This window comes from Paenibacillus sp. HGF5, assembly GCF_000204455.1.
Lineage (GTDB): Bacteria > Bacillota > Bacilli > Paenibacillales > Paenibacillaceae > Paenibacillus_AQ > Paenibacillus_AQ lautus_A.
This window is the reverse complement of the sequence record NZ_AEXS01000050.1, coordinates 1-25317: the sequence shown is the minus strand read 5'-3', so window position 1 is coordinate 25317 and position 25317 is coordinate 1. Positions and strand designations below refer to the sequence as shown.

17 protein-coding genes are annotated in these 25317 nt (G+C 55.7%); 16 read left to right on the top strand and 1 reads right to left on the bottom strand.

The window, feature by feature from the left end:
• Nucleotides 1-5: 5 nt before the first annotated feature.
• Genes HMPREF9412_RS08110 through HMPREF9412_RS08100 form a run of 3 tightly spaced genes read left to right on the top strand, consistent with a single transcriptional unit; the run spans nucleotide 6 to nucleotide 5369 of the window.
• On the top strand, nucleotides 6-773 hold the full coding sequence (locus tag HMPREF9412_RS08110; RefSeq protein WP_009590936.1) for an SDR family NAD(P)-dependent oxidoreductase: 768 nt from the start codon (nucleotides 6-8) through the stop codon (nucleotides 771-773).
• Nucleotides 774-781: 8 nt separating this feature from the next.
• Entirely contained in the window at nucleotides 782-3016 is a 2235-nt protein-coding gene (locus HMPREF9412_RS08105; protein WP_009590929.1) for a heparinase II/III domain-containing protein, read from the top strand.
• Nucleotides 3000-5369 (top strand): DUF4962 domain-containing protein, encoded by a 2370-nt coding sequence (locus tag HMPREF9412_RS08100; protein WP_009590951.1) that lies wholly within the window; start codon nucleotides 3000-3002, stop codon nucleotides 5367-5369. The genes HMPREF9412_RS08105 and HMPREF9412_RS08100 overlap by 17 nt, the downstream gene beginning before the upstream one ends.
• Before the next feature lie 180 nt (nucleotides 5370-5549).
• On the opposite strand, the gene HMPREF9412_RS08095 is transcribed toward HMPREF9412_RS08100, so the two are convergent.
• Nucleotides 5550-6437 carry a helix-turn-helix transcriptional regulator gene (locus HMPREF9412_RS08095; protein WP_009590945.1) on the bottom strand — a complete coding sequence of 296 codons (888 nt, stop codon included), beginning with the start codon at nucleotides 6435-6437 and terminating at the stop codon, nucleotides 5550-5552.
• Between the two features lie 190 nt (nucleotides 6438-6627).
• Between HMPREF9412_RS08095 and HMPREF9412_RS08090 the strand changes: the two genes are divergently transcribed.
• The 13 genes from HMPREF9412_RS08090 to HMPREF9412_RS08030 form a co-directional block, all read left to right on the top strand.
• A complete protein-coding gene (locus HMPREF9412_RS08090) occupies nucleotides 6628-7677 on the top strand; it encodes a Gfo/Idh/MocA family protein (protein WP_009590940.1) in 1050 nt (349 codons plus the stop codon).
• 199 nt (nucleotides 7678-7876) lie between these two features.
• Nucleotides 7877-10183: a helix-turn-helix domain-containing protein gene (locus HMPREF9412_RS08085; RefSeq protein ID WP_009590955.1), complete on the top strand. Its 2307-nt coding sequence runs from the start codon at nucleotides 7877-7879 to the stop codon at nucleotides 10181-10183.
• 439 nt (nucleotides 10184-10622) lie between these two features.
• The gene (locus HMPREF9412_RS08080; RefSeq protein ID WP_083829914.1) at nucleotides 10623-12248 is read left to right on the top strand and encodes an extracellular solute-binding protein; all 1626 of its coding nucleotides are present in this window, start codon (nucleotides 10623-10625) and stop codon (nucleotides 12246-12248) included.
• 84 nt (nucleotides 12249-12332) lie between these two features.
• Entirely contained in the window at nucleotides 12333-13235 is a 903-nt protein-coding gene (locus tag HMPREF9412_RS08075) for an ABC transporter permease (protein ID WP_009590954.1), read from the top strand.
• 27 nt (nucleotides 13236-13262) lie between these two features.
• Nucleotides 13263-14138 (top strand): carbohydrate ABC transporter permease, encoded by an 876-nt coding sequence (locus tag HMPREF9412_RS08070; RefSeq protein WP_009590939.1) that lies wholly within the window; start codon nucleotides 13263-13265, stop codon nucleotides 14136-14138.
• Between the two features lie 27 nt (nucleotides 14139-14165).
• Nucleotides 14166-15938 carry a hypothetical protein gene (locus HMPREF9412_RS08065; protein ID WP_009590937.1) on the top strand — a complete coding sequence of 591 codons (1773 nt, stop codon included), beginning with the start codon at nucleotides 14166-14168 and terminating at the stop codon, nucleotides 15936-15938.
• Nucleotides 15935-18157, top strand: a complete 2223-nt coding sequence (locus tag HMPREF9412_RS08060; protein WP_009590952.1) for a glycoside hydrolase family 88/105 protein — start codon at nucleotides 15935-15937, stop codon at nucleotides 18155-18157. The genes HMPREF9412_RS08065 and HMPREF9412_RS08060 overlap by 4 nt, the downstream gene beginning before the upstream one ends.
• Before the next feature lie 127 nt (nucleotides 18158-18284).
• On the top strand, nucleotides 18285-20150 hold the full coding sequence (iolD, locus tag HMPREF9412_RS08055) for a 3D-(3,5/4)-trihydroxycyclohexane-1,2-dione acylhydrolase (decyclizing) (protein ID WP_036671657.1): 1866 nt from the start codon (nucleotides 18285-18287) through the stop codon (nucleotides 20148-20150).
• A 231-nt stretch (nucleotides 20151-20381) separates the two neighbouring features.
• Nucleotides 20382-21296: a myo-inosose-2 dehydratase gene (iolE, locus tag HMPREF9412_RS08050; RefSeq protein ID WP_009590932.1), complete on the top strand. Its 915-nt coding sequence runs from the start codon at nucleotides 20382-20384 to the stop codon at nucleotides 21294-21296.
• A gap of 253 nt (nucleotides 21297-21549) precedes the next feature.
• Nucleotides 21550-22563, top strand: a complete 1014-nt coding sequence (gene iolC / locus HMPREF9412_RS08045) for a 5-dehydro-2-deoxygluconokinase (RefSeq protein ID WP_009590930.1) — start codon at nucleotides 21550-21552, stop codon at nucleotides 22561-22563.
• Nucleotides 22564-22615: 52 nt separating this feature from the next.
• Nucleotides 22616-24061: a CoA-acylating methylmalonate-semialdehyde dehydrogenase gene (locus tag HMPREF9412_RS08040; RefSeq protein ID WP_009590942.1), complete on the top strand. Its 1446-nt coding sequence runs from the start codon at nucleotides 22616-22618 to the stop codon at nucleotides 24059-24061.
• Nucleotides 24062-24085: 24 nt separating this feature from the next.
• On the top strand, nucleotides 24086-25117 hold the full coding sequence (gene iolG, locus HMPREF9412_RS08035) for an inositol 2-dehydrogenase (RefSeq protein WP_009590950.1): 1032 nt from the start codon (nucleotides 24086-24088) through the stop codon (nucleotides 25115-25117).
• Between the two features lie 49 nt (nucleotides 25118-25166).
• Nucleotides 25167-25317, top strand: a 151-nt coding sequence (locus HMPREF9412_RS08030) for a 5-deoxy-glucuronate isomerase (protein ID WP_009590953.1), incomplete at its 3' end; no start/stop codon positions are given.

Genomic DNA, 25317 nt, shown 5'->3' with positions numbered 1-25317 from the left:
TCAACATGCAAATAAATCTATCGGGTAACGTCGCTTTAGTCACAGGATCTAGCGGAGGAATCGGTCGGGCGGTTGCCATCATGCTGGCCAGAAGCGGAGCCAAGGTAGCGCTGAATTATTTGAACAGCAAGGAGGCTGCCGAAGAGGCCGTTGCCGAGATCAGAGATTTTGGGGGCGAAGCCCACGCTTTTCGCGCAGACGTTGCGCAAGCCGAACAGGCGGAGGCGCTTGTGGCGGAAGTGGAGAAGGCATTTGGCGGGCCGGTGACGATTCTGGTTAACAATGCGGGGCATTTGGTCCAGCGGCTGGCAAATGCGGAAATGACCGAGGAGCTCTACGCCAAGATCATGGACGTCAATATGAAAAGCACGGTATTCGTGAGCAAAGCGGTCATTTCGGGGATGAAAGCGGCCGGTCAAGGCCGCATCGTGAACATGACCTCCGTTGCGGCGCACAACGGCGGCGGACCGGGCGCTAGCATTTATGCGGCGAGCAAGGCTGCCGTCCTGAGCTTTACCAAAGGCTTGGCGAAGGAGCTTGCTTCAAGCGGAATTCATGTGAATGCCGTATCCCCCGGCTTTATCGGGCAAACGGCGTTTCACGCGACCTTTACCCCGGATGATGCGCGCAAAGCCACCATTCAGGGCATTCCGCTTGGGCGTGAGGGCACGCCGGACGATGTCGCCGGCTCCGTGCTGTTCCTAGTCTCGGAGCTGTCTTCTTATATAACGGGTGAGACGATCGAAATCAACGGCGGCATGTTCATGCGATGAGGGATTGGATGAAGGTGAAGGCGAAGCTGAACTCGTACGCGTGGAGCGTGCAAACGATCGATATCCTGAAGGCCGAGCTGGACCAAGTGATCGACCGGAAGCTGGATGTCCCCCTCGAGCCCGGCGGCTGGTGGCACCAATTCGTTTGTCCCGAACATCACACGGAGCTGGTGTTTGATCCTCTGGAAGCCGACGACAGCACGTTTCGCTGTCCGCATGGCTGCGAATGGGAAGGAGAACCGTATCGGGGAGCATGGCTGGTATTCAAGCATCAGGCCATGGCCCGATATGCTCTGCAATCCGCAGCAGTCTATGCCGGCACGGGGGAGAAGATTTACGCCGATCTTGGAAAAAGGCTGATCATTCGGTATGCGGAGCAATTTCCGCTGTATCCTGTCCACCCGGATGCGCAGCCATGGATGCTGAAAGGGAGAGCATTCCATCAGGCTTTAACCGAAGCCATCTGGGCAACGACGCTTCTTCGTGGATATCTGCTTCTGCGGGATGAGGGCGTATGGTTTGATGAGGTGGCCCTTCGGAAGATTGACCGGTTCCTGCACATGCTGGAGAGCAGCATGACGGAATATCATCATATTTTGTCCCGGGAACGCGGAAATCCTGAGAACAATTATACCGCTTGGCTGATCGCCGCTTTGTTCTGCATCTATGCGGTGCAAGGCGAAACGAAAAAGCTGAAGCAGCTGGTTGAGCAGGAAGGCGGGCTCCGCCATCATCTCACCCTTGCCGTCAAGCCCGATCAGCTTGAATTTGAAGGCAGCATTTACTATCACGTATTCGTGCTCCGTGCTTACCTGATTGCTGCGGAAATGGGGAGCAGGGTTGGTGAAGAGCTTTTTTCCCTGAGAGGGGAGCAAGGCCAATGCATGCAGGGAATGTTATCGGTCCTGGTCCGATTGTCAGATCCAAACGGCTTCCTGCCTGCACTTCACGATGGTCCTTATCGCAGGGCTCCATACGCGCGAGAAATTGCGGAAGTTGCGGAGATCGGCTTATCCATATATGGGGATAAGAGCTATCGACGATTGCTTGGCCATGCCTATCGGGAACTGAACGGAGCAGCCGGCAGAATCGGCATGCTGGAGGCACTGCTGTACGGTACGGGATCATGGGATGGCCGAAACGGAAGGGCAGCTCCCGGCAAGGGGAACTCCCACATGTTGAAATCGGGAGAGATATGGGAAACGGGTGATGTTATCGAAGTACAGGTCACGCGTGAGGTCCCAAGACCGGGAGACGCTATGCAAGCAGATCGTGATCCGACAGCTCATGAAGCGGGGGGGATCGCAGGCGTTACCTTGAACCATGCGGACGGCGATGCTCCTTATTCCTTTGTTCTTCCTCAAAGCGGGTTCGCCCTGTTAAGGACGAACCATCCCCAAGGCCTTCAAGCTTTGATTGATTTTGGCCCTCATGGCGGATCGCATGGTCACTTTGATAAATTGAATTTGATGATTCATGCCGGGGATCAACCTCTTTCGCCAGATCGAGGAACGGTACCTTATGGATCGGTTCTAAAGAAGGAATGGTACCCCCATACTGCCTGCCACAACACCGTCTCCGTAGGCGGCCGCTCGCAGAATCCGGCCGAAGGCAAATGCAAGCGGTATGAATCCGCTCCAAACCGTTCCTATATTTGGGTTCGGACCGATGAGGCCTACGATCATGGCATTCTGGACCGGCATTTGATCATGGCGGAAGATTGGCTGCTGGATTGGTTCGAAGTTGAATTGGATGAACCGGCCGCCGTGGATTGGTGGTTTCATTACGTCGGCACGGGGCAGCTTCGCGAAAGTTCGGATGAGGTTCAGATCAGCGGGTCGGCGGAACCTGGAAACGAGGACGGACACGCATACGTAAAAGAGCGCTCCTCTAATGTATGGTCCAGAGACGGTATGCAGGTGGACCTTCATATCGCTAACGAGTCGGGAGCGCTTGCGGTAGCATCCTTTGCCACCTTTGAAGGAATGGTATGTTCACGAGTGGAATCACCTGGGCTTGCTGACGATCCCAGCCGTCCCATGGAAGGAATCCGGCTTCACCGAATGGATTCGAAAGCCCGCTTCATCGTCGTCTATCGTGCCGGCAATGAGCCGATATCCTTGGGATGGACGCATGCTGCGGACGGGGATTGGCTCCATCTGTCCGATGGAAGAACGGCAAGAAGCTTTACAATGACCAACAACGGGTTGAAGGAGAGGGAGCTCGATGAAAACCTTGTTTGAACCGAAAAGCGGATTATTGTCCGTGCCGTATCAACCGGACGAAGGGAGTAAGCTGCTCGAGAATCCTCCCCGTTTCACCTGGATGCCGGGACAGCTCGAGGACGACCGTTATATGCTGCAGATCTCGACTTCACCCTCTTATGAAGCGGGGGCCACGACGACGATATCGCCGATTCCCTATAACTTATACACTCCGGATCGACCGCTGGAGCCCGGTACTTATTATTGGCGTTATGCCTTGCTGACCGGGGAGCAAGAGGAGACTACCGCGGACTTGGAGCATACCCGTTCATCTTGGAGCCAATCCCGAATGTTTCATGTCCCGGAGGGGCTGCCCGAAACTCCCCTGCCTGGCAGAGCGGAAAGGTACGAACGCACGTATACCGGTCATCCGCGGTTATGGTTGGACGAAAAGGGGATTGAGACGTTCCGGGAAGGTCTCCGCAAGGATGAAGATTACTGCGGCTGGCAGGCCTTTTACGAGAAATCGGTCCTCCCATGGGTGAATAAGCCGTTAATCCCGGAACCGGAGCGTTATCCGGGCAACAAGCGCGTCGCGAAGCTGTGGAGACAAATGTACATGGATTGCCAAGAAACGCTCTATGCCATCCGGCATTTAAGCGTGGCAGGGGTTATATTGCGGGATGATGCTTTGATAGTCAAAGCGAAAACGTGGCTGCTCCACGCGGCCCGTTGGGATACGGAGGGAACAACGTCCCGAGATTACAACGATGAAGCCGCCTTCCGCATGGTCGGGGCGCTTGCCTGGGGGTACGATTGGCTTCACGATTACCTCGGCGCTGAGGAGATTGATCTCGTCAGGGGCGCCTTGCTGCGCCGTACCGAGCAGGTGGCCTTCCATGTGATGGAGCGCTCGAAGATCCATCATGTCCCTTACGACAGCCATGCGGTTCGTTCGTTATCCTCGGTTCTGGTCCCGGGCTGCATCGCCATGCTTCATGAAGAAGCGAGCGCGCGGGTATGGCTGGATTACACGCTGGAATACTACGCCTGCCTCTACTCCCCATGGGGCGGAGAGGACGGGGGCTGGGCAGAAGGGCCGCTCTATTGGACAACCGGCATGGCATTCGTGATCGATGCGCTCAATCTCATCCGCAATTACGTAGCGATCGATTTTTATAAACGTCCGTTTTTCGGGCGCACCGGCGATTTTCCGCTATACTGCAGCAGTCCGGATACGATTCGGGCCAGCTTCGGCGACCAGTCCTACCTCGGAGAACCTGTCAGCCTGAAGACGGCTTTCAATATTCGCCAGTTTGCAGGCATTACGGGAAACGGGCTGTATCAATGGTATTTCGAACAAGTGGCCAAATCGGATACGGATGCCGACTCCAAATTTTATAATTACGGCTGGTGGGATTTCCGGTTTGACGATATGCTGTATCGGCATGACTATCCTCAAGTGGAAGCCGTTCCTCCATCGGATACCGTACCCTTTGCCTTATCGGACGCTTCAGAACCCAATGAAGGGGCTATTCAATCCGTCAAATGGTTCCGCGATATTGACTGGGTGGCGATGCATCACCGGATGGATGATCCGGATGAGCACATCATGCTGCTGGCGAAGAGCAGCCGATACGGCTCGATGAGCCACAGCCACGGTGACCAGAACGGGTTCCTGCTGCACGCATACGGCGAGCCTCTGGCAATCGAGAGCGGGTACTATGTCGCCTTCGGAAGCACGATGCATATGAACTGGCGGAGGCAGACGCATTCCACGAATAATATTCTTATTGATGGTCATGGTCAGTATGCGGGAAAAGACAAGGTTCTCTGCATCGAGGCCAGCGGCAGGGTGGAGCACGTCGATGCTGCAGCTGGCTTCGGGTACACCCGCATGAATGCAACGCAGGCCTATCGGGAGAACGTCCCCTACCTGGAGCGTTATGTGCGCGAAATCTATTTCTTCGACGAATCTTATGTTGTGATCGTGGATACGGTGGACCTTGCCAAGCCAGCCAGCATCGAGTGGCTGTTCCATACCTTGAACCGGATGAAGCTGTCGGGGCAGACGTTTCGGGTAATGGGCAGCAAAGCGGAGATGGAAGGGCGATTCGTGTACTGCTCCTCAGGCGATCTATCGCTGAATCAGCATAATCAATTCACCGGCGTCGATCCGGAAGAGATCGAAGGGCTGGATAACCAGTGGCATCTGCATGCGGAGACGAAGTCAGCTTCAAGCCATCGCATCGCGACTCTCCTGGTGCCGATGAAGGTGGATGAGAGCAAATACGTCTCGTATTTTCTGGACGATCAGGACCATGGGGTTCATATCTATTTCACGAACGAAGACGGGAACACCAGGAAAGTGGAGGTGCCCAAGGCGTATTAAGCGGGGTAGCGCCGATGCGATAACGAATGCCAAAAGACTCAACATACAGCAGCCTTTGCTGGAGTTGAGTCTTATTTCTGCTAATAGGAAGGAGTATTGATGTTATGCATGGTGCCAATTTATCATCGGGCAGAGGAGCAGCTTGAAATACAGCCAAGGAATCAGGATCAACTCGCAGCTTTATATCATTCTTGCCTGGGAAGGCGTCATGCCCTTGTACTGTTTATACAGCTTGGTAAAATAATTCGGGTTGCTGCAGCCGACGATGCCGGCAATTTCCGTGATGGTCAACGTCCGTTCGCGAAGCAGCCGCTCCGCTTCATTCATCCGGGTCAGGTTGACGTAATCCACGAAGGTGCGGCCCGTTAAACGCTTGAACATTTTGCAAAAGTGAAACGGATTCAAGCCGACCTCCGCAGCGGCGGCCTCCACAGGCAATTTCTCGCCGATGTTGTTCTCGATATGCTGTATCAGCTTTTTATAACGCTCCCGATTGGCAAAATAAGGCTCGTTCGTTTTCTCCGCGAGCTGTGCAGGCATGAATGTGCGCGCCAACAGAACGAACAGGGTGTACAGCTTCGACTTGGCAATAAGCTCATAAGCCGGACGGCGGACGGCAAGCTCTTCAATGACTTCATCCAGCAGCGGATAACATTCTGAGCCAGCCGGGTCACTCTCCGCAGGCTTGACGGGGAAACGCAGCCGGCCTTCCATATATGGAGCGACATAACGCGCGTGTACCGGATCATGAAGCGAATCGTTAAACAGGGATGCATTCACAACGACGCAATCAAACCGTACATCGCCATCCTCGAGGGCATAACCCACATGCAGGCTGCCGCCCGGGATGATGATGAACTCTCCAGCCTTAACGACATAAGGGGTAGTATCAATATGGAAGACGGCGTGACCTTGGCGCATGCATAGGATCTCAAAGTGCTCATGCCAGTGGAGATAGAGGATGCAATCCTTCGTTTTGGCACCGGGACAGCGGTTATGAAATACCTGTACGGGATACGCCTTATCGCCAAGCCTGGTATTCTCATGAAGCTCTCTAGGATAGGACATACGAAATCACCTCGAACCGCAAGATAAGAGTGGTATTGCACAAGGTTGTATAGAGATATAGTTGTGTATCGCCATTATAATGAAGTTGCTTCATCTACATTAAGCCAATATTGGAATGATTACAACCACAAGGCGATGAATTGAAAGCGGTTAACCAAACGATGACGTATTCAGGGGGAGTAATGGAAATATGACCACGGCGTTTAAAGTTGTTATCGCGGGATGCGGGAGCATGGCGAATACTTGGGCGGATTATGCAAAAGGGCGGGAGGACGTTGAAATCGTGGGTCTCGTGGACATTCAGGAGACTTTCGCGAAGGCATTTGCCGATCGGCACGGTCTTTCATGTCAGACGTATAACAATATTAACGATGCACTTGCTTCAAGCGGTGCGAATATCGTATTCGATGTGACCATTCCCGCCAGCCACTATGGGATTAGCACGGCGGCGCTGAAGCACGGGTGTCATGTATTCAGCGAAAAACCGTTAGCGGAATCGATGACGGAATGTCTGGATATCGTGAAGTTGGCGGAGTCTGCAGGCAAAACCCATGCCGTCATGCAAAACCGCCGATTTGATCCGCGAATACGGGCTTTCAAGTCTTTGATCGATAGCGGAGCGATCGGAAAGCCCGGTTTCATAGGGGCCGATTTCTTTCTTGGCGCGCATTTCGGCGGATTTCGGGACCTGATGGACAGTCCCCTGCTGCTTGATATGGCCATTCACACCTTCGATCAGGCCCGCATGATCAGCGGAGCCGATCCGGTATCCGTATATTGTCAGGAGTTCAACCCGCCCGGTTCCTGGTACGCCGGCAATGCGATGGCGATATGCATCTATGAAATGTCGGACGGCTCCGTGTTCAATTACCGCGGGTCCTGGTGTGCCGAAGGCGCTCAAACCTCCTGGGAAGCCGCCTGGCGCGTTACGGGTGAGAGGGGAACGGCAATCTGGGACGGACATGACGAGATCTATGCGGAGGTCGTGGCGGAAGGGGATCAATCGGGAAGCTTCATTCGGAAGTATGAGCGGATCGAAGGCATGCTGCCTGCCATGGCGAAGACCGGACATCATGGCTGCCTGGAAAATATGTTTCACGCACTGGAAGCCGGCATCAAGCCGGAAACGGACTGCAGCGACAACGTATACAGCATGGCGATGGTGCTGGCTGCATTGGAAAGCGCCAAGACCGGACGGAAAATCATGATCTCGGAGTTCATGAACGGAATGGGCGTTTAACCTTGGCTGAGCAGTACTCGAAACGTAATCCTGCCTCTGAGCTCGAATAGCTTTGCAGTTCGGGCGGGTCGTGGACATAAGCATAGAAGAAGTCGCGATAATCGCGGCTTTTTTTATTGTAACAATGGATGTCCTCATTTCATAGCTTTATCAGCGTCCGTCTTTCGAAGACAGCCCTCTTCCAGGGAGGGACACGGACATGCTACAATATAGCACAAGCATAAGTAAAACGCTTAACCTGGAAGAGAAAGGAATGACTTCTTTGCAGCAAAACTGGTACCGCAAGCTGCTTCTCTCCTATTTTCCCATATTCCTCGTCACGATTACGATCCTGGTGTTTCTGTCATTCATCATGTTTAATGAGGCCTCGCGCGAAGAGGCAGCCAAGGCGAACGGAATTTCCACGCGTTTTATTATGGAAGATCTGGATCGTTCCATCAACGCCATCGAGATGAACGTGCTGAACGAAGTGGAGACGAGTGCCCTATACTCAAGCTATCTGTTCAGCAATCCGTCATCCGACCAAAATTTGATGTACTCGCTTGTCAAACGTCTCCGCGGGTTGCAATCGGGCAGCGACCTGATCGAATCGGTCTATTTATACCGTCATTCGGATCAGTCGGTGCTGACCACCAGCGGCCAAAGCCCGCTCTCGACTTTTCCGGACCGTTCTTATATCGAGTTTGCCGTGAAAGAGCACGACTACCGGGGGTGGTCCGCCGTTCGATCCATGACGGGACTCGGGGAGAACGAGCCGAAGCAGGTCATCTCCATGTATAAAAATTTGCCGCTTCCCTTCGGGAGCCAAGGGCTGCTCGTCATTAACGTAAGCATGTACCGGGTGGAGCAGATGATCAATCCGATGATAAATGACAGCGTTTCCTTTTTGAATATTTTGGACTCCAGCGGAGATCTCATATTTGAAGCATCCCAAATCGGAGAGGATAAGCGGGCCAAAGAAGGCAAGGTTCTGACGAGGCTGCAATCGGATCAGCTGGGATGGACTTTTGAAAGCGGTCTCCGGGTCGGGCAGCTCTATGCCTGGGTGTCGGTCGTTTCCTACATCTGGATCGTGATCGGCTTCGTAACCGTTGTGCTTGCCGTTATTTATATCGTTTATGTTACCAAGCGGAATTATCAGCCGATCAAAGCCATGATGAACCGCATCGAGTCCATTCAGCTCAACATGCCCCAGGCCGCCAAGGATGAGCTTTCCATGATCGATAGTGCGCTTGAAAGCCTGATCAGCCGGTCCATGGACTATGACAAAAAGCGGCACGAGAATCTCCAGCTTCAGCGCAGCCAGCTGTTCATGGACCTGATCAGCGGGCAGAAGCCCGAAAAGGAACTGCTATCCCGGATGGCAGAGCTGACGCCGATGAAGCTGCCGGAACAGCCGGCGGGTTACGTCATCCTGCTCGGTGAAATCAATGATTACAGCGGTTTTCAGGACGTTCATACCGTCCGCGACCAGAACGTGCTGAAGTTTGCCTTGATGAACGTGTTTCAGGAGCTTGCACGCAATGCCGGCTTCAACAGCTGGATTGAATGGATCGCCGGCAGCCGCGTAGGCATTCTGATCGCGCTTCCGGGGATGAACGAGGAGACGCGTTCTTCCCTGATACGCGCAGCGGAGGAGTGTCGGGGCTGGGTCGAGGAAAAGCTTCGTTTGTCGGTGAGGTTCGGGCTGGGCAGCACGGTTGCCGGGCTGCATGAAATAGGCGCTTCGCACCAATCAGCCTCCGAGGCGCTCGGGCACAGGCTGGCGATGGGCGATCATGCCGTGCTGGTCGGCGACGAGCTGCCCCGGGGAGATTTAAGCCGCCTGCTTCCTTACCTGAATGAAATTTCGGAGCTGGTCAAGGACTTCCGATTAAATAATGAAGGCTGGAGAACCCGGCTGAAGGACATGTTCGCTTCATTCAAGGCAGAGCGTCTGAAGGACGATACGATCCGTTCTCTGGTCAACAGCATGCTTCAGCTGCTGTCCCGGGAGGTCGGTGTATTATCCGATGAGCTGAGGAACCAGCTGTCGGAGGGCAGGGAGCATGTACTGGCTGGAGCCGCATCCTTAGAGGAGCTGCAGAGCAGGATCACCGATCAGTTAACGGAAATTTACCGCACCTATGTAGCGCTTAGCGAAACCAAGAGCTACCGTGCCATGATCAGCGAAATGAAACACTATATTGAAGAGCATTTCGACGATCCGAATTTGTCCCTGAAGCATCTGAGCGACCGTTTTCAGATATCCGGTAAATATGCAAGCTATCTGTTTAAAATGGAATACGATATGAAATTCGTGGATTTCCTGGTACAGCTGCGCATGAAGCGGGCGGAGGAGCTTCTGGCGCAGACCGACCTCTCGATACAGGAAATTGCGGAGAAGATTGGATACGCCAACTCCATTACCTTCGGGCGGGTGTTCAAACGAACGTCGGGTGTGACGCCGGGCGACTACCGCAAGCTGCAAATGAAGCCTGCACCGGGGACGGAGCTCGGATCCTAGACAGGCTTCGATAACGAAAACGGTTTATGAATATAGTTTATCCAGAAACGGGTGCAGAAATTTCCGGCCGGAAGCAGCACCCGTTTCGCATTTTCTGGTGAATGTCGGTATGCGTTCCGAATGCAACGGGTTATGTGGAAGGGTTCTGCAAACGGAACAAACACCGGATATATCAAGCACTACAGTCATGATTAGAAAACGGTTTAGATAACGAAAATAGTCATTTTCCTACGTTAAAACCTTGTAACGAAGCGGGTTGTCACGTTTGGAATTTGGTTTATTGTCATCCGCTTGCCTCTGAGGCATACTGAGAACACCCGAAAGGTTAAGCGCTTACATTACAGGGTCCGAAGCAATTCGGATGAATCCGCAGCTTTCTATCATGAATAAGATCGGCGCAAATCGGCAGGGACATAATCCAAATAGAAAAGGGGATGTAATGATGGCAGCAAGCAAGAAAACATGGGGCAAGCTCGCAAAGCTCACGCTGGTCATGCTGATGGTCGGAACGGTCGTATTATCCGGGTGCTCCTCAGGCTCTGGCAGCAGCACCAATGCTTCGGACGGGGATTCCGGCTCCAATGACGGCAAGCAGGTTACGCTGAAGGTCGAAATTTTTGACCGCGGCAATACACCGAAACCTTATACCATCACCGACAGTTATCTTACCCGATATATCCAGGACAACTTTGGAACCCCGAACAACATTAAGATGGAATTCGTACCGGTCCCCCGTTCCGAGGAGATCAAGAAGCTGAACGTTCTCATGGCCAGCGGCGGCAATGTGCCGGATATCGTATTTACGTATGACACGCCGACCTTCAACCGCTACGCGGAGCAAGGCGGGCTGACGGAACTGACGGATTTGATCAACGAGCACGGTCCGAATCTGAAGGAATTCCTCGATGAGGACGCGATGAGTTACGGCCAGTACATGGGCAAGCAGTTCGCTGTTCCCGGCAAACGGGCCTTCCTTGGCAAGTATTCTTCCTTTATCCGCGCCGATTGGCTGGAAAAGCTCGGCATGAAGGTGCCTCAAACGACCGATGAGCTGTACGCGGTTTTGAAAGCTTTTAAAGAAAAGGATCCGGGCGAAACCGGCGGGAAGGTGATTCCCTTCGGCATGACGATCGAACCGGCTCAATATGATCCGCTGATCTGGTCCTTTATTCAGCCGACTACGGAAGAGCAGAAGTATACGCTGCTGCAAAAGCTCGGAGCCAACGACTATCCGACGCTGCTTCCGGGCTTTAAGGATGCGCTGCAATTTTTCAACAAGCTTTACAATGAAGGGCTGATCAGCCGCGACTTCAGTTTGGACGAAGACAAGAAGCAGTTGACACAGGACGTGACCAACGGTCTTACGGGCTTCCTGACGGAGGATTATCCGAACATGTACTACGCGGACGGCACCTATGATACGCTGCTCAAAAACCAGCCGGACGCCAAGCTTACGCCGATTGATCCATTCACCAACTCCGAAGGCAAGCATGCGAAGCCGGAATACGCGCCAAACGGCATGTACATCATGATTCCGAAAACAAGCCAACATGCTGAAGAAGCGATCAAATACCTGAATTGGATGGCCGACCCGGACAATCTGCTGGCGCTGCAAAACGGCGTGGAAGGCGAGAACTACGAAATGGTGGACGGCATTCCCGTCATGAAGACCGACGCCCCTCAAGAGGTGATTGACCGGCTTTACAACAGCGGCGACATTGCCATTATCGCCAACGGTAATTTTGTAGGCGACGAAACGCAGAACCGGGAGAAACTGACAACCAACTTCCCGGAAAAGTTTCAGGATCTGCACCGCAAGGCCGTGGAAATCTCGGCAACGGATACGTTTAAGCCGGTCAACTTCGACCGTCCGATCGAGGCCGAGGCGAAATACGGCACGAACCTGCAGGCCAAATACGAAGAGATGATCGTGAAGACGGCCATGGCGAAACCGGAAGACTTCGAGAAAACATTTGAAGCGACCATGAAGGATTACATGGTCAGCGGCGGCCAAGCCATTCTTGATGAGCGGACCAAAGTTTATCAGGAAATGCAATCCAAGTAAAGCAGCGGGAAAAGGGAAAGAACGGCTTCATCAAGAGGCCGTTCCTTCGCTCCCGGCGTCATGAGCAAGGAGAGGATGATACAGATGAGAGGAACCGTTTACCTGCGCCGGTACTGGCAATTATACGCACTGCTTGTTCTGCCTTTGGTCTATTTCATTATTTTCAAATACGGCCCGATGTGGGGCGTGCAGATCGCCTTTAAGGACTTCAACTTCTTCCAAGGGATCACCGGGAGTGAATGGATTGGACTGGATGCCTTTCGCGAGGTTTTCCAGACCCAGGATTTTTATAAAACCCTCCGCAATACGCTGATGCTCAACCTGCTGGACCTTGTGGTTTCATTTCCCGCGCCTTTGATTCTCGCCATCATGCTTCATGAACTTAGAATCCAGTGGTTTAAACGTTTATCCCAAACGATATTGTACATTCCCCATTTCATTTCATGGGTTATCATAGGCGGCATCGTATACCAGGTGTTCGGCACGCAATCCGGCATGATCAACAACATGCTGATGGCGCTCGGTTTTGAATCGGTACCTTTTTTAACCGAAAAAAACACGTGGCTCATTACGTACCTGGCAACGGGGGTGTGGCAGAGCGCCGGTTGGGGAACCATCCTCTATCTGGCTGCCTTGACCGGCATCAACAAGGAGCTGTTTGAAGCGGCGGAGGTGGACGGAGCGGGCAGATTCAAGCGCATCTGGTTTATCACGCTGCCGGGCCTGAAAACGACGATTGTGACGCTCCTCATCATCAACCTCGGCAATATGATCTCGATCGGCTTTGACCGTCCGTTTGTCATCGGCAATAAAGCGGTCATGGATTATTCCGACGTGCTGAGTACCTATGTGTACCGGACGGGTCTTGAATCCGGGCAGTACACCCTGGCAACGGTTGTCGGTCTGTTCCAAGCTGTTGTCGGGCTGGTCTTTATCCTCGGCGCGAACTATGCATCCAAAAAACTGACGGACGAGTCCATCATTTAACGTTTGTTGCAGAAAGGAGTTTCACTCATGAGCGAGCGTGTGTCGAACCGCGTTTTTGATTCCGTGAACATGATCCTGCTGGCGGTTTTCGTACTTCTTTGTCTGGCGCCTTTTTTCCATATTATCGCGATTTCCTTCAGCTCCAACCGGGCGGTAACCTCAGGCGAGGTGACGTTGTTTCCGGTGGAGTTCAGCCTTCAGGCATATCAATCCGTATTCTCTGATTCCAGCATGCTCCGTTCTCTCGGCTTTACGATTATGCTGACGCTGCTGACGACGGTGCTGTGCATGGTCATGACGATGATTGCCGCTTACCCGCTGACGAAAAAGAAGCTGAAAGGACGCAAAGTGATTATGTTTATCATCATTGTGACCATGTTCTTCAGCGGGGGCATTATCCCGGAGTACATTCTCGTGAAGGATCTGAACCTGCTGAATACGATCTGGGCGCTTGTTCTTCCGGGGCTGATCAGTCCGTTTTATCTGATTATCCTGATCTCCTTCTTCAACGGAATTCCGGAAAGTCTGGAGGAAGCGGCCGAGATCGACGGTACAAGCCAAATCGGAACGATGCTTCGAATCATTCTGCCGCTGTCTTTGCCGGTCATCGCGACGCTGAGCCTGTTCTACGCGGTCGGTCGCTGGAACGGATTCCAAGACACGCTGCTCTATATTACGAAGGAAGAGCTGTATCCGCTGCAGCTGAAGCTGTATCAGCTGGTTCAGAACAATATGATTACGGATTTGACCCGCAACGAGGGACCGGCAGCCGGCGTCAGAGCAACCACGGAAAGCCTGAAAGCGGCAAGCGTCGTATTTGCCACGGTGCCGATTCTTGTTGTGTACCCATGGCTGCAGCGTTACTTCGTCAGCGGCGTGATGCTGGGTGCCGTGAAGGGTTAAGGATGATGGATATTAGGAGGATCGTTGATGGTGAACAGGGTTTTTGAAGTCAATGACAGCTGGGTGCGGGAGGGGATGGACCGCCAGATCTTAGAGGAAACGCATCGCTGGCACGGCGGGGTTCGCACCATGGAGAACGGTTTGCCATCGCCCAACCATAACACAGGGACACCGACCGCCATGGCGATATGGGCAGCAGCACTCTGCAATCCGGCATCCGCATATTACCGCGATAAGCAGCTGGCACACAGGTTTGCGCTTTCGGCCCGTTATATGCTTGCGGCTCAGCACGGCGACGGTACGATTTCGCCAGGCTGGACGAATTTCCATTCCCCTCCGGATACCGCCTTCGTGGTGGTCGGATATGCGCAAGCCGCACAGCTGATTCTGGCTGACGGTTGGGCGGAGCTGAAGGGAGCGGCTGCGGATATGCTGCTGTTTCTGGAACGCAGCTTGCCTGCGCTGATTACCGGAGGCTGCCATACACCGAACCACCGATGGGTGATCTGCGCGGCACTGGGCTTCTTGAATGAGCTGTTTGATTCGCCGGGTGCGTTGAAAAGGGCGGAGGAGTGGCTCGCCGAAGGTATGGACGCCACCTTGGACGGAGAATGGACCGAGCGCAGCAACGGGATCTACAATGTCGTCAGCGACGTCATGCTGATTCACGCGGCCAGGCTGTTGAAGCGTCCGGAGCTGCTGGTACCGGTACGGGCCAATCTGAAGATGATGACGTATTTGGTCCACCCCGACGGGGAGATTGTCACGGAATATTCCGGACGGCAGGATTTCGGACACAGTTTTGATATGTCGGGGTACTTCCTGCCGTGTCTGATGATGGCGGCCCTGGACCGTGATCCGGTATTTCAAGGGATGGCGGAACAGTCGCTGTCTCTGCTGCAACATCCCGGCGGAGCACCGACCAACGCAGCCGTTCGGCTGCTATTGGATCCGGGTCTCATGCGCGAGGGCGCAGAGACAACGCCCATGCCGGAGCATTACCGCGTCGTGCTGAACGGCGAATTTCCAAGGGAACGCTACTTGTCCGGATTTGCCGATGCCGGCCACCACGGCGTTATCCGATACAGCCGGATGCACACGGATTTCGGCGCTCCGGTTGCGCGAATCCGTGAGGGCCGAACCAGCGTGACCGTGAGCACGGAGATGTCCTCCTTCTTTTCCCTGCGTCATGGAGCGGCACGCCTTCTGGGCGTGCAGTTCGCTTCCTATTTTGACCCCGGCTTTGTCAAGATGAGCCGGCTGACGACGCTGGAGCAGGGATACCGGCTATCCGGCGAACAGGAAAAGGGCTATAACGGACCCGTGCCGGAAGGCGATCTGCCTGAAAGCGCGAGGGAAGGCGTCAGCCCTTGGTATTTGCTGCCGCATCACTGCCGTCCGCAGACGCATGTTCAGCGGCACAAGGTGGAGGTGGAAGTGGTGGAAGCGAGCGACGGCTGGAAGCTGATCGTTTCCTCAACGGAGCCGGAGGAAGTCGTGTCCCAAATCTCGCTGATTTTTCCGGCGGCCGGCAACCTTAGCGGCGGAGAGCTTGCTCCAGCCGGCGCGGATGCCCAGTTCTGGATGGAAGGGAGCATTCGTTACGAGATGGACGGCGATTGGCTGGAAATCAGCGGCGGCGGATTGCAGCACACGGCGGCTGGCGTTCGGGAGGCAGCTTATCCGCTCGGATTTCGAACGCTGCTGCTGAATGTGGTGACCCCCTTCGTGAAGGAAATTCATATCAAGCTTTCACAAGCGGCAGGGCTTGACCGAACGGAAAGGGGAGAACCATCATGACAAGCTATATCGAAGCCCGGGAAAGCATCCGGTATTGGATGGGCGACGATGATGCCGGAATACTGAAGACGATCGCAGTACGCTATATCGGGGCGAACCCGGAAATTCCGTTCGCGCTGCGGCCGTTCGCCGAAACGGGCATTATTCAGACCGAGGAAGGATATTATGACTTCAACTTCGGCGACCGGTTCCGGGAAGCGAAGCAAGGGGAGGCCGCCTACGCCCTTGGTCTGGTGTGGAGCGACGATGAACGTTCGCTGGATGCCGCGATCATGCCGTTCAGCCCGGTGCGCTTCTATCTGAACGAGCGGCTGATGTACCGTTCGGGTGCCGAGGACGAGATGAAGCCAGATGCAAAAATCGTCATTCCGCTGGTGCTGAGCCCGGGCTGGAACACATTGTTGATCGAGGTCCGGAGGACCGAAGCCGGATTCGGCTGCCGCTTCGGCGCCATGGAGGGCAAGGTCCGCATTCTGCAGGTGCTGTCTCCTTTTGCAGACCGGAAGGACACCGCCGGTTGGGCATATGCCGGACCGCTGGCTGCCGGCACGCTCGGCGAAAGCGGCGTCTTTCCGGACGCTCATGGGATCGAAGAAGAGACCGGCACGGATTGGCTTCCGCGTACAGCCTGGAGTGAGGGGGAAGCGGATAAACCGAATTTCGAGAGGATATTCGGCCTGCCGGAGGCACCGGCTGCCGGGTATGCATGGAGCCGGCTTAAGGTGCCTACCGGCGTTGACCATGTCGAGTTCAAGGGCAGCGCTCTGGGCAGGACGGAGATCTGGATCGGCGGTGATTCCGTTATGGACATTGAGAGGGGCGTCTTCGGTTTCAAGCTGCCCGCTTCGGTCTGCCGAGGGGATCTGTTGGTACGAAGCTGCGGCGGGCCGTCAGGATGGGGGGTTGAGCTTCATGCCTATACTTCGCAGGGAGAGCTGGAGTTTGTGCTTCCCGTCCCGGTACAAGGCGCCCCGTCTCCGTGGATGTATGCCGGGCCGCTGGCCGCAGTGGAGGAGCAAACGCCGGAGGAGGTTTGCTCGGTCAAGAGACTGTTTTCGCGCGCGGACGGCCGCGGATTGACCGGCTGGTCCCTGGATGCGCCGGGCTACCGGGTCAGGCCGTTCTATGAGAACGCCATGCTGAGCAACAAATGGACCTCCGGGTCCGCCACCAATTTCGGTCGCTGGGACTATCCGATCGGTGTCACGATGTATGGACTTCTTCAAGCATCGCGAGTGCTGGGGCGGCCCGATATCGCGGAATATGCCCGGGCGCATATCGACATCTGCACCCAATGGTACGAATACGCCGTCTGGGACCGGGATACCTACGGATTTCCGTCCGTGAACCATCAGCTGGTCCTGATTAAGATGCTGGATAACTGTGGTTCTTTCGGCTCGGCGATGCTGGAAGGCTATAAGGAAAGCGGCAAACCGGAGGTTGTTAAGGTCGCGGAGGTCATTGCGGATTTTATCGTGAACCGCCTGGAACGCCGGGAGGACGGCGCTTTCTATCGTCTGTGCGTCTCGGAGTATTCCGCGGATACGATGTGGGCGGATGATCTGTACATGAGCACGCCGTTCTTGTCACGGTACGCCGGGATGACAGGCGACTCCTCCTATCTGGACGAAGCGGCCAGGCAGTTTTCAAGGTACCGGGAGTATCTGTTCATGCCCGAGGAAGGCGTGATGAGCCACGTATTCGATTTCAAATACGGGAAAGCGACCCGAATTCCGTGGGGGCGCGGAAACGGGTGGAGCCTGTTCTCCTTATCGGAGCTGCTGGAACGCTTGCCGGAGAAGCATAAGGACCGGCCTGCGCTGCTTGAGTTTTTCCGTGAACTGTGCGCCGGAATTGCTTCCTATCAGGGGGAGTCGGGACTCTGGAGGCAGGTTATTACCGATTCGGAAACTTATGAGGAAGCTTCCTGCTCGGCCATGTTTGCCTATGCCTTTGCCAGAGGCGTGCGGTTCGGCTGGCTGGAGGAGCCTGCACCTTTTACCGATGCAGCCATTCGAGCATGGCAGGGTTTGACCGAGCAGGCCATCGACCGTCACGGCAGCGTGCACGGAGTGTGCAGCGGATCCCGTTATTCGTTTACCGGGGATTATTATAAGCATGATCTGCTCACGGTGATCAATGACAACCACGGGATCGGGATCATGATGCTGGCGTGCGCGGAGATCATGAAATTGAAAGGCATGCTGGGAGGCAAGTAAGGCATACACTTTCATTAAAGCGCTTAACCGTTAGCTGGTTAGGCGTTTCGGTACGCTGGGTTAAGCGCTTAATTCAGAAATGGCTTTCTTCACAGGATATATTGACGATGAAAAGGAGATGAACCGGTTGACAACGACTCGATTAACGATGGCACAGGCACTGCTGAAGTTTTTGGACGCACAGTATGTTTCCGTCGATGGGGTGGAGACGAAGTTCGTGCGCGGGGTGATGGGAATCTTCGGCCACGGCAACGTGACCGGCCTTGGCGAGGCCTTGGAACGAAGCGCAGGGGATCTGGTATATATGCAGGGCAAAAACGAACAGGGCATGGTGCACGCCGCGACGGCGTACGCCAAGCAAAAGAACCGTCGGCAAATCTGGGCCTGCACTTCCTCCATCGGACCCGGCGCGCTGAATATGGTCACCGCAGCGGCTACCGCAACCGTGAACCGTATTCCGGTACTGCTGCTGCCTGGGGACAATTTCGCCTGCCGCCAGCCTGATCCGGTGCTTCAGCAGATCGAAGCCTCGTCGGACTACACCGTGTCGGCCGCCGATGCATTCAAGCCGGTGAGCCGGTACTGGGACCGGATCTCCCGGCCGGAGCAGCTGATCGCGGCGGCCCGGCAGGCGATCCGCGTTTTGACGGATCCGGCGGAGACGGGAGCGGTCACCCTCGCGCTGCCGCAGGACGTGCAGGCCGAGGGTTACGACTACCCCGATTCGCTGTTCGAAAAAACCGTGCACGCTATCGACCGTAGACCGCCTGCGGCACAAGGACTGATGCGGGCGGCGGCACGGTTTGCAGCAAGCAAGCGGCCGCTCATCATCGCCGGAGGCGGCGTGCACTACAGCGAGGCTGCCGGGGATTTGGAAGCCTTTGCGGAAGCCTTCGGCATCCCGGTCGCAGAAACGCAGGCCGGTAAAAGCGCGCTTCCCTGGGATCACCCCCTAAACCTGGGGGCGATGGGCGTAACCGGCTCGCTGGCGGCGAACCGCGCAGCGGCAAAGGCCGATCTGATTATCGGCATCGGCACCCGCTATTCGGACTTTACGACGTCCTCCAAATGGGCGTTTCAACGGGAGGACGTATCGTTCCTGAACCTGAACGTCAACAGCTCGGACGGAGCCAAGCTCGGCGGCGAAGCGCTGATCGCCGATGCGAAGGAAGGGCTGCAGGCACTGAAGGGGGTCCTGTCTCAAAAAGGCTATCAAACCGGGTACGAAAAAGGCGAACTTGCCGGGCTGAAAGCCGAGTGGGACAGCGAGGTAGACCGTCTGTACGCTGCGGAGCATCCCGACGGCTTGTCGCAGACGAGGGCGCTCGGCGTCATAAACGAGGTCATCTCCCCGTCATCGGTCATCGTCTGTGCGGCAGGCAGTCTTCCAGGGGATCTGCACCGGTTATGGAGACCGTCCGAACCGAAGACGTACCACATGGAATATGGTTTCTCCTGCATGGGGTATGAGGTGAGCGGCGCCTTGGGCGTGGCCCTGGCGGAACCGGACCGCGAGGTTTATGCGCTGGTGGGCGACGGCAGTTATCTGATGATGCACTCGGAGCTGGTCACCAGCTTGCAGGAAGGCCGCAAGATAACGATACTGCTGTTCGACAACCACGGCTTCCAATGCATTCACAATTTGCAGCGGAGCAACGGCAGCGACGGCTTCGGCAACGAATTCCGCCGCCGCGAGGAAGGCACGGGACGACTCACCGGCGATTATCTTCCGATTGATTTTGCCGCCCACGCACGCGCGCTGGGTGCCAAAGCCTACAAGGGCCGCACGCCGGCGGAGCTGCGTGAAGCGCTGCTTCACGCACGGAAGGAAACGGTGACAACGCTGATCGAAATTCCGGTCGTTCCGGGAACGAACACCGACGGTTATGAGTCCTGGTGGCGCGTAGAGGTGCCGGAGGTGTCGGCCTCAAGCAAGGTAACCGATGCGCAGCGCCAGATGGCGGCTCGAAGCAAGGAAGCTAGGCCCTACTAAGCGGCTGCACTGGAAGGCCTTTAACTTATAGCCTAGAGATGTGGTTGACGACCGTCATCCAACGCGAAATATCACGCGCCGGAGAAAGCAAGCGCGGAACGGACAAGAAAGGCTGTCAAGGTAGCCTGAACGACGGATGGCTATGAAGGTGTTCAAGGCAAGGAAGCGCCTGCTAAGGGCAATTGAGCAAGGAAGCAGGCCCCCACCATACAAAGCAAAGGAGTGCTGAATATGAGCAACAGGCTGTTTAAGCTTGGGATCCATCCCATCAACTGGGTCGGCGAGGATGTAAAAGAGCATGGCGACGGCACGGCGTTTGAGACGATTGTGGATGATATTGCGGCCTTGGGCCTGACAGGCACGGAGATGGGCCGTAAATTCCCGAAGGATCCTGCGGTTCTGAAGCGGGAGTTGGATGCCCGCGGGATCCAGCTGGTTTCCCAGTGGAAGTCGGTGCTGTTCTCCGATCCCGATTACCGGAAGCAGGAGCTGGAGGACTACCGCCGGCATGCGGAGTTTCTGGCCGGGTTCGGCAGCAAGGTCATCAGCACGGCGGAGGTAGGCGGCTCGCTGCATTTCGATCCCCGCCGGACGCCGAATGAGAGCATCGTGCTGCGGTTGGATGAGGCCGGATGGAAAAGCCTCGCGGAAGGGCTGAACCAGGCAGGAGAAATTGCGGCGAGTTACGGCATGAGGCTGGCTTATCATCATCATGGCGGTACGGTTGTGGAGCAGCCTTACGAGATCGACCGGCTGATGGCCATGACCGACGCTTCGCTGGTGTCTCTCCTGTACGATACCGGTCATGCCTATTACGGGGGGAGCGACCCGCTGGAGCTGCTCCGCAAGCATTATGACCGGATCGCATATATCCATTTGAAAGATATCCGGCTTGATGTGCTGGAACACGCGAGACTGGACAACTGCGATTTCGTAAGCTGCATCCGCAGGGGAGTGTTTACGGTTCCCAGCGATGGATGCATCGATTTCGCGCCGATAATCGGAGAGCTCGTTGAACGCGGCTATGACGGCTGGGCGATGCTGGAGGGTGAGCAGGATCCGGCGCTGCATCCGGCCAAGGAGTACGCCCAACGGGCGATTGAATACCTGGACCGCCTGGACGGACTGACGAAAATGCAGAGCTGAAGTCCACGGCTCGAGGGTCGAGCTTGGCTCAAGGCGACGCGACTCTCATTTGAGGGTGGAATCATAACATACTCATCAGGTATCCGTAACTCACTCAAGAGCGGATAGAGCCGAGAGTGTTTACCAGTGGGAAGTTAATGATAACTGAAAGTCTTACGAGCTGTAAGTGATAACGGTCCATAGAAGAGCGGAGCCATGGAGTCAGAGTCATATGGTTGCTCGACAGGGCCGATCCGAACGAGGAGGTTTATCCATGAGTGAAATCACGTTCAATAACGAAAAAACGATGGATTTCGTGGCCGTAGGCAGACTGTGCATCGACCTGAACGCCAATGAGATTAACCGGCCGATGGAAGAGACTAGCACGTTTACCAAATATGTGGGCGGATCCCCCGCCAATATCTGTATCGGGATGGCCCGCCTGGGCCTGAATACAGGCTTCATCGGCAAGGTGGCGGACGATCAGATGGGGCGTTTTATTACCAAATATTTGGAGGATAACGGGATTGCGACGAACGGCGTGTCCACCGACCACACGGGTGCCGTAACGGGTCTGGCTTTTACCGAGATCAGGAGCCCGACCGACTGCAGCATTCTGATGTATCGGGACAACGCAGCGGACTTGCTGCTGGAGACGGGGGAAGTGAGCGAGGAGCTAATCGCATCCGCCAAAATGGTACTCATCTCCGGGACCGCGCTCGCGGCCAGCCCCTCCCGGGAAGCCGTGTTTCTGGCTCTGGACTATGCCAAGCGCCACGGGGCCGTGATCGCGTTTGACCTCGATTACCGTCCATACACATGGAAATCCCCGCAGGAGACGGCAACCTATTACAATTTAGCGGCGGAAAAATGCGACATTGTCCTCGGCACGCGCGAGGAGTTCGATATGATGGAGCAGTTCGGCGGCAACCCGGAACGAAGCGACCGCATCACGGCTGCCAAGTGGTTTGATCACAGGGCCAAAATCGTCATTATCAAGCACGGGAAGGAGGGGTCCATCGCTTATACCCCCGGCGGTGCCAGCCATACGGCCCAAAGCTTTCCGGCGAAGGTCATCAAGACGTTCGGAGCGGGGGATTCGTATGCCGCAGGCTTCCTCTACGGCCTGATGCAGGGCTGGGCCATCGAGCGCTGCATGGAGTTCGGCAGTGCGGCAGCGAGCATCGTCATCTCCAGCCACAGCTGCTCTGATGCGATGCCGACAAGCGCAGCGGTTCTCGATTATATCGAGCGCTGCAAGCGAGGCGAAATTACCGCCAATTCTTGAAGCAGCATTCATTATTTATTCTGATTGATTCAATCGAAAGGGGCCAACACGCATGACGCAAATCCTGAACAATTATATCGGCGGAGAATTCGTGCCATCCCGATCGGAACGCAGCGATCCGGTCTATAACCCGGCGACGGAAGAAATCCTTGCTTACGTTCCGCTTTCCACCAAGGAGGATGTGGACCAAGCGGTGCAGGCCGCCGCCAAAGCCGGACGCGACTGGGCCAAGACCGCCGTGCCGCGACGCGCGCGGATTCTGTTCAAGTATCAGCAGCTGCTCGTGGAGCACTGGGAGGAGCTGGCTCGCCTGATTACGGCGGAGAACGGCAAAAGCTATGCCGAAGCCTACGGCGAAGTCCAGCGCGGCATCGAATGCGTCGAGTTTGCTGCCGGCGCGCCGACGCTGATGATGGGCAAGCAGCTTCCGGACATCGCCACCCATTTGGAATCCGGCATGTACCGGTATCCGATCGGCGTTGTGGCCGGCATCACGCCGTTCAATTTTCCGATGATGGTGCCATGCTGGATGTTTCCGCTCGCCATCGCTTGCGGCAACGCATTCGTGCTGAAGCCTTCGGAACGTACGCCGCTCCTGGCCCAGCGCCTGACAGAGCTGTTCGCGGAAGCCGGCCTGCCGGACGGCGTCCTGAACCTCGTTCACGGCGCCCATGATGTAGTCAACGCTTTGCTGGAGCATCCCGGCATCGCCGCCGTGTCCTTCGTCGGCTCCCAACCGGTGGCGGAGCATGTGTACAAAACCGCCTCTGCCCATGGCAAGCGCGTGCAGGCCTTAGCCGGAGCAAAAAACCACAGCATCGTGATGCCGACAGCCGATTTGGACGCCGCCGTGACCCAAATCGTCAGCGCTGCCTTCGGCTCTGCCGGTGAGCGCTGCATGGCCTGCTCCGTGGTGGTGGCCGTGGGGGACGTAGCGGAGCCGCTGATCGGGAAGCTGAAGCAGGCGGCCGATGAAATCTCCATCGGCAACGGAGCGGACGAAGGCGTCTTCCTGGGGCCGGTAATCCGGCAAGCTCACAAGGAGCGTACGCTCTTTTATATTGAAGCGGGCGAGCAGGAAGGAGCGAAGCTGATTCGTGACGGTCGCGAGGACGAGGCGGTGAACGGAACCGGATATTTTGTCGGACCGACGATTTTTGATGAAGTGACAAGCGAGATGAAGATTTGGAAGGACGAAATTTTCGCCCCGGTGTTGTCCATCATGCGGGCAGAGACGCTGGAGGAGGCTATTGACATATCGAACCGCTCCGATTTCGCCAACGGGGCCTGTCTGTTCACGCAGAATGGCAGCGATGTGCGCCAGTTCCGCGAACATATCGATGCCGGCATGCTGGGCGTGAACCTCGGCGTTCCAGCGCCGATGGCTTTCTTTCCGTTCTCCGGCTGGAAAAACTCCTTCTATGGAGACCTGCATGCCAACGGCACGGATGGCGTGGAATTCTATACCCGCAAAAAAATGGTGACGGCGCGCTGGTAGCCCAGAAGCAGAGGAGACGTTCATATGAAAACCATTCACATCGGAATCATCGGTGCCGGACGAATCGGCAAAATCCATGCGGATAACCTGCTGCGCTTGCCCGGGGCGAAAATTTCGGCCATCGGCGACCTGTTTGCCGGCGACGAGCTGCGGGCCTGGGCGGCGTCGCGCGCCATCCCCGTCGTCACAAACAACAGCATCGAGATTTTGGAACGCCCGGATATCGATGCCGTGTTGATCTGCTCTTCAACGGATACGCATGTCCCGCTCATTAAACAGGCCGCCGTAAACGGTAAGCATATTTTCTGCGAGAAGCCGGTCAGTCTGAGTGTGGACCAGACCCGCGAAGCGCTGGCGGCCGTGAAAGCGGCAGGCGTTAGCCTGCAGATCGGCTTCAACCGCCGGTTCGACCACAACTTCAGACGCGTTCGGGACATTGTATCCGAGGGAAGAATCGGGGAACCGCATCTGATCAAGATCACCTCGCGCGATCCGAACCCCCCGCATCCGGATTATATTAAAGGTTCCGGCGGCCTGTTTATGGATATGGCGATTCATGATTTTGACATCGCCCGTTACCTGTCGGGTAGCGAGGTGGTCGAGGTGTTCGCCCAGGGCGCAGTGCTGGTGGACCCCGCCATCGGCGAGCAGGGCGACATTGACACTGCCGTCACGACGCTTCGGTTTGAAAACGGCGCGCTCGGCGTCATCGACAACAGCCGGAAAGCCGTCTACGGGTATGATCAGCGGGTGGAGGTATTCGGCTCGGGCGGTAGCGTCACTGCCGACAACGATTATCCAAGTACCGCCGTGGTCAGCGGTCCGGAAGGCGTTACCCGTGACAAGCCGTTGTATTTCTTCCTGGAACGGTACACGGAAGCGTACATGAACGAGGCGAAGCAGTTTATCGAAAGCCTTCAGAACGGCACGCCAGTGCCCGTTACTGGTCACGACGGCCTGCAGGCTGAGCTGATCGCGCTGGCGGCTAAACGCTCGCTGGAACAGGGCCGTTCGGTGAAGCTGGCCGAGCTGACCTCCGGTACTTCAGTGGGTTAATACCTTCATGATTTGCTGATCTGATCCGAGACAAAGGAGGAGAAAGACCATGCCGAACTTAATAGTGCCCTCAACAACACCGGACCGGGACGGATGCGTGCTGTCGATTACGCCGCAGACGGCAGGATGGGAGTATGTAGGCTTCCAGGTTTTCCGTTTGAGTGAAGGCCAGACGCTGAGCCGGGCCACGGGAGATCAGG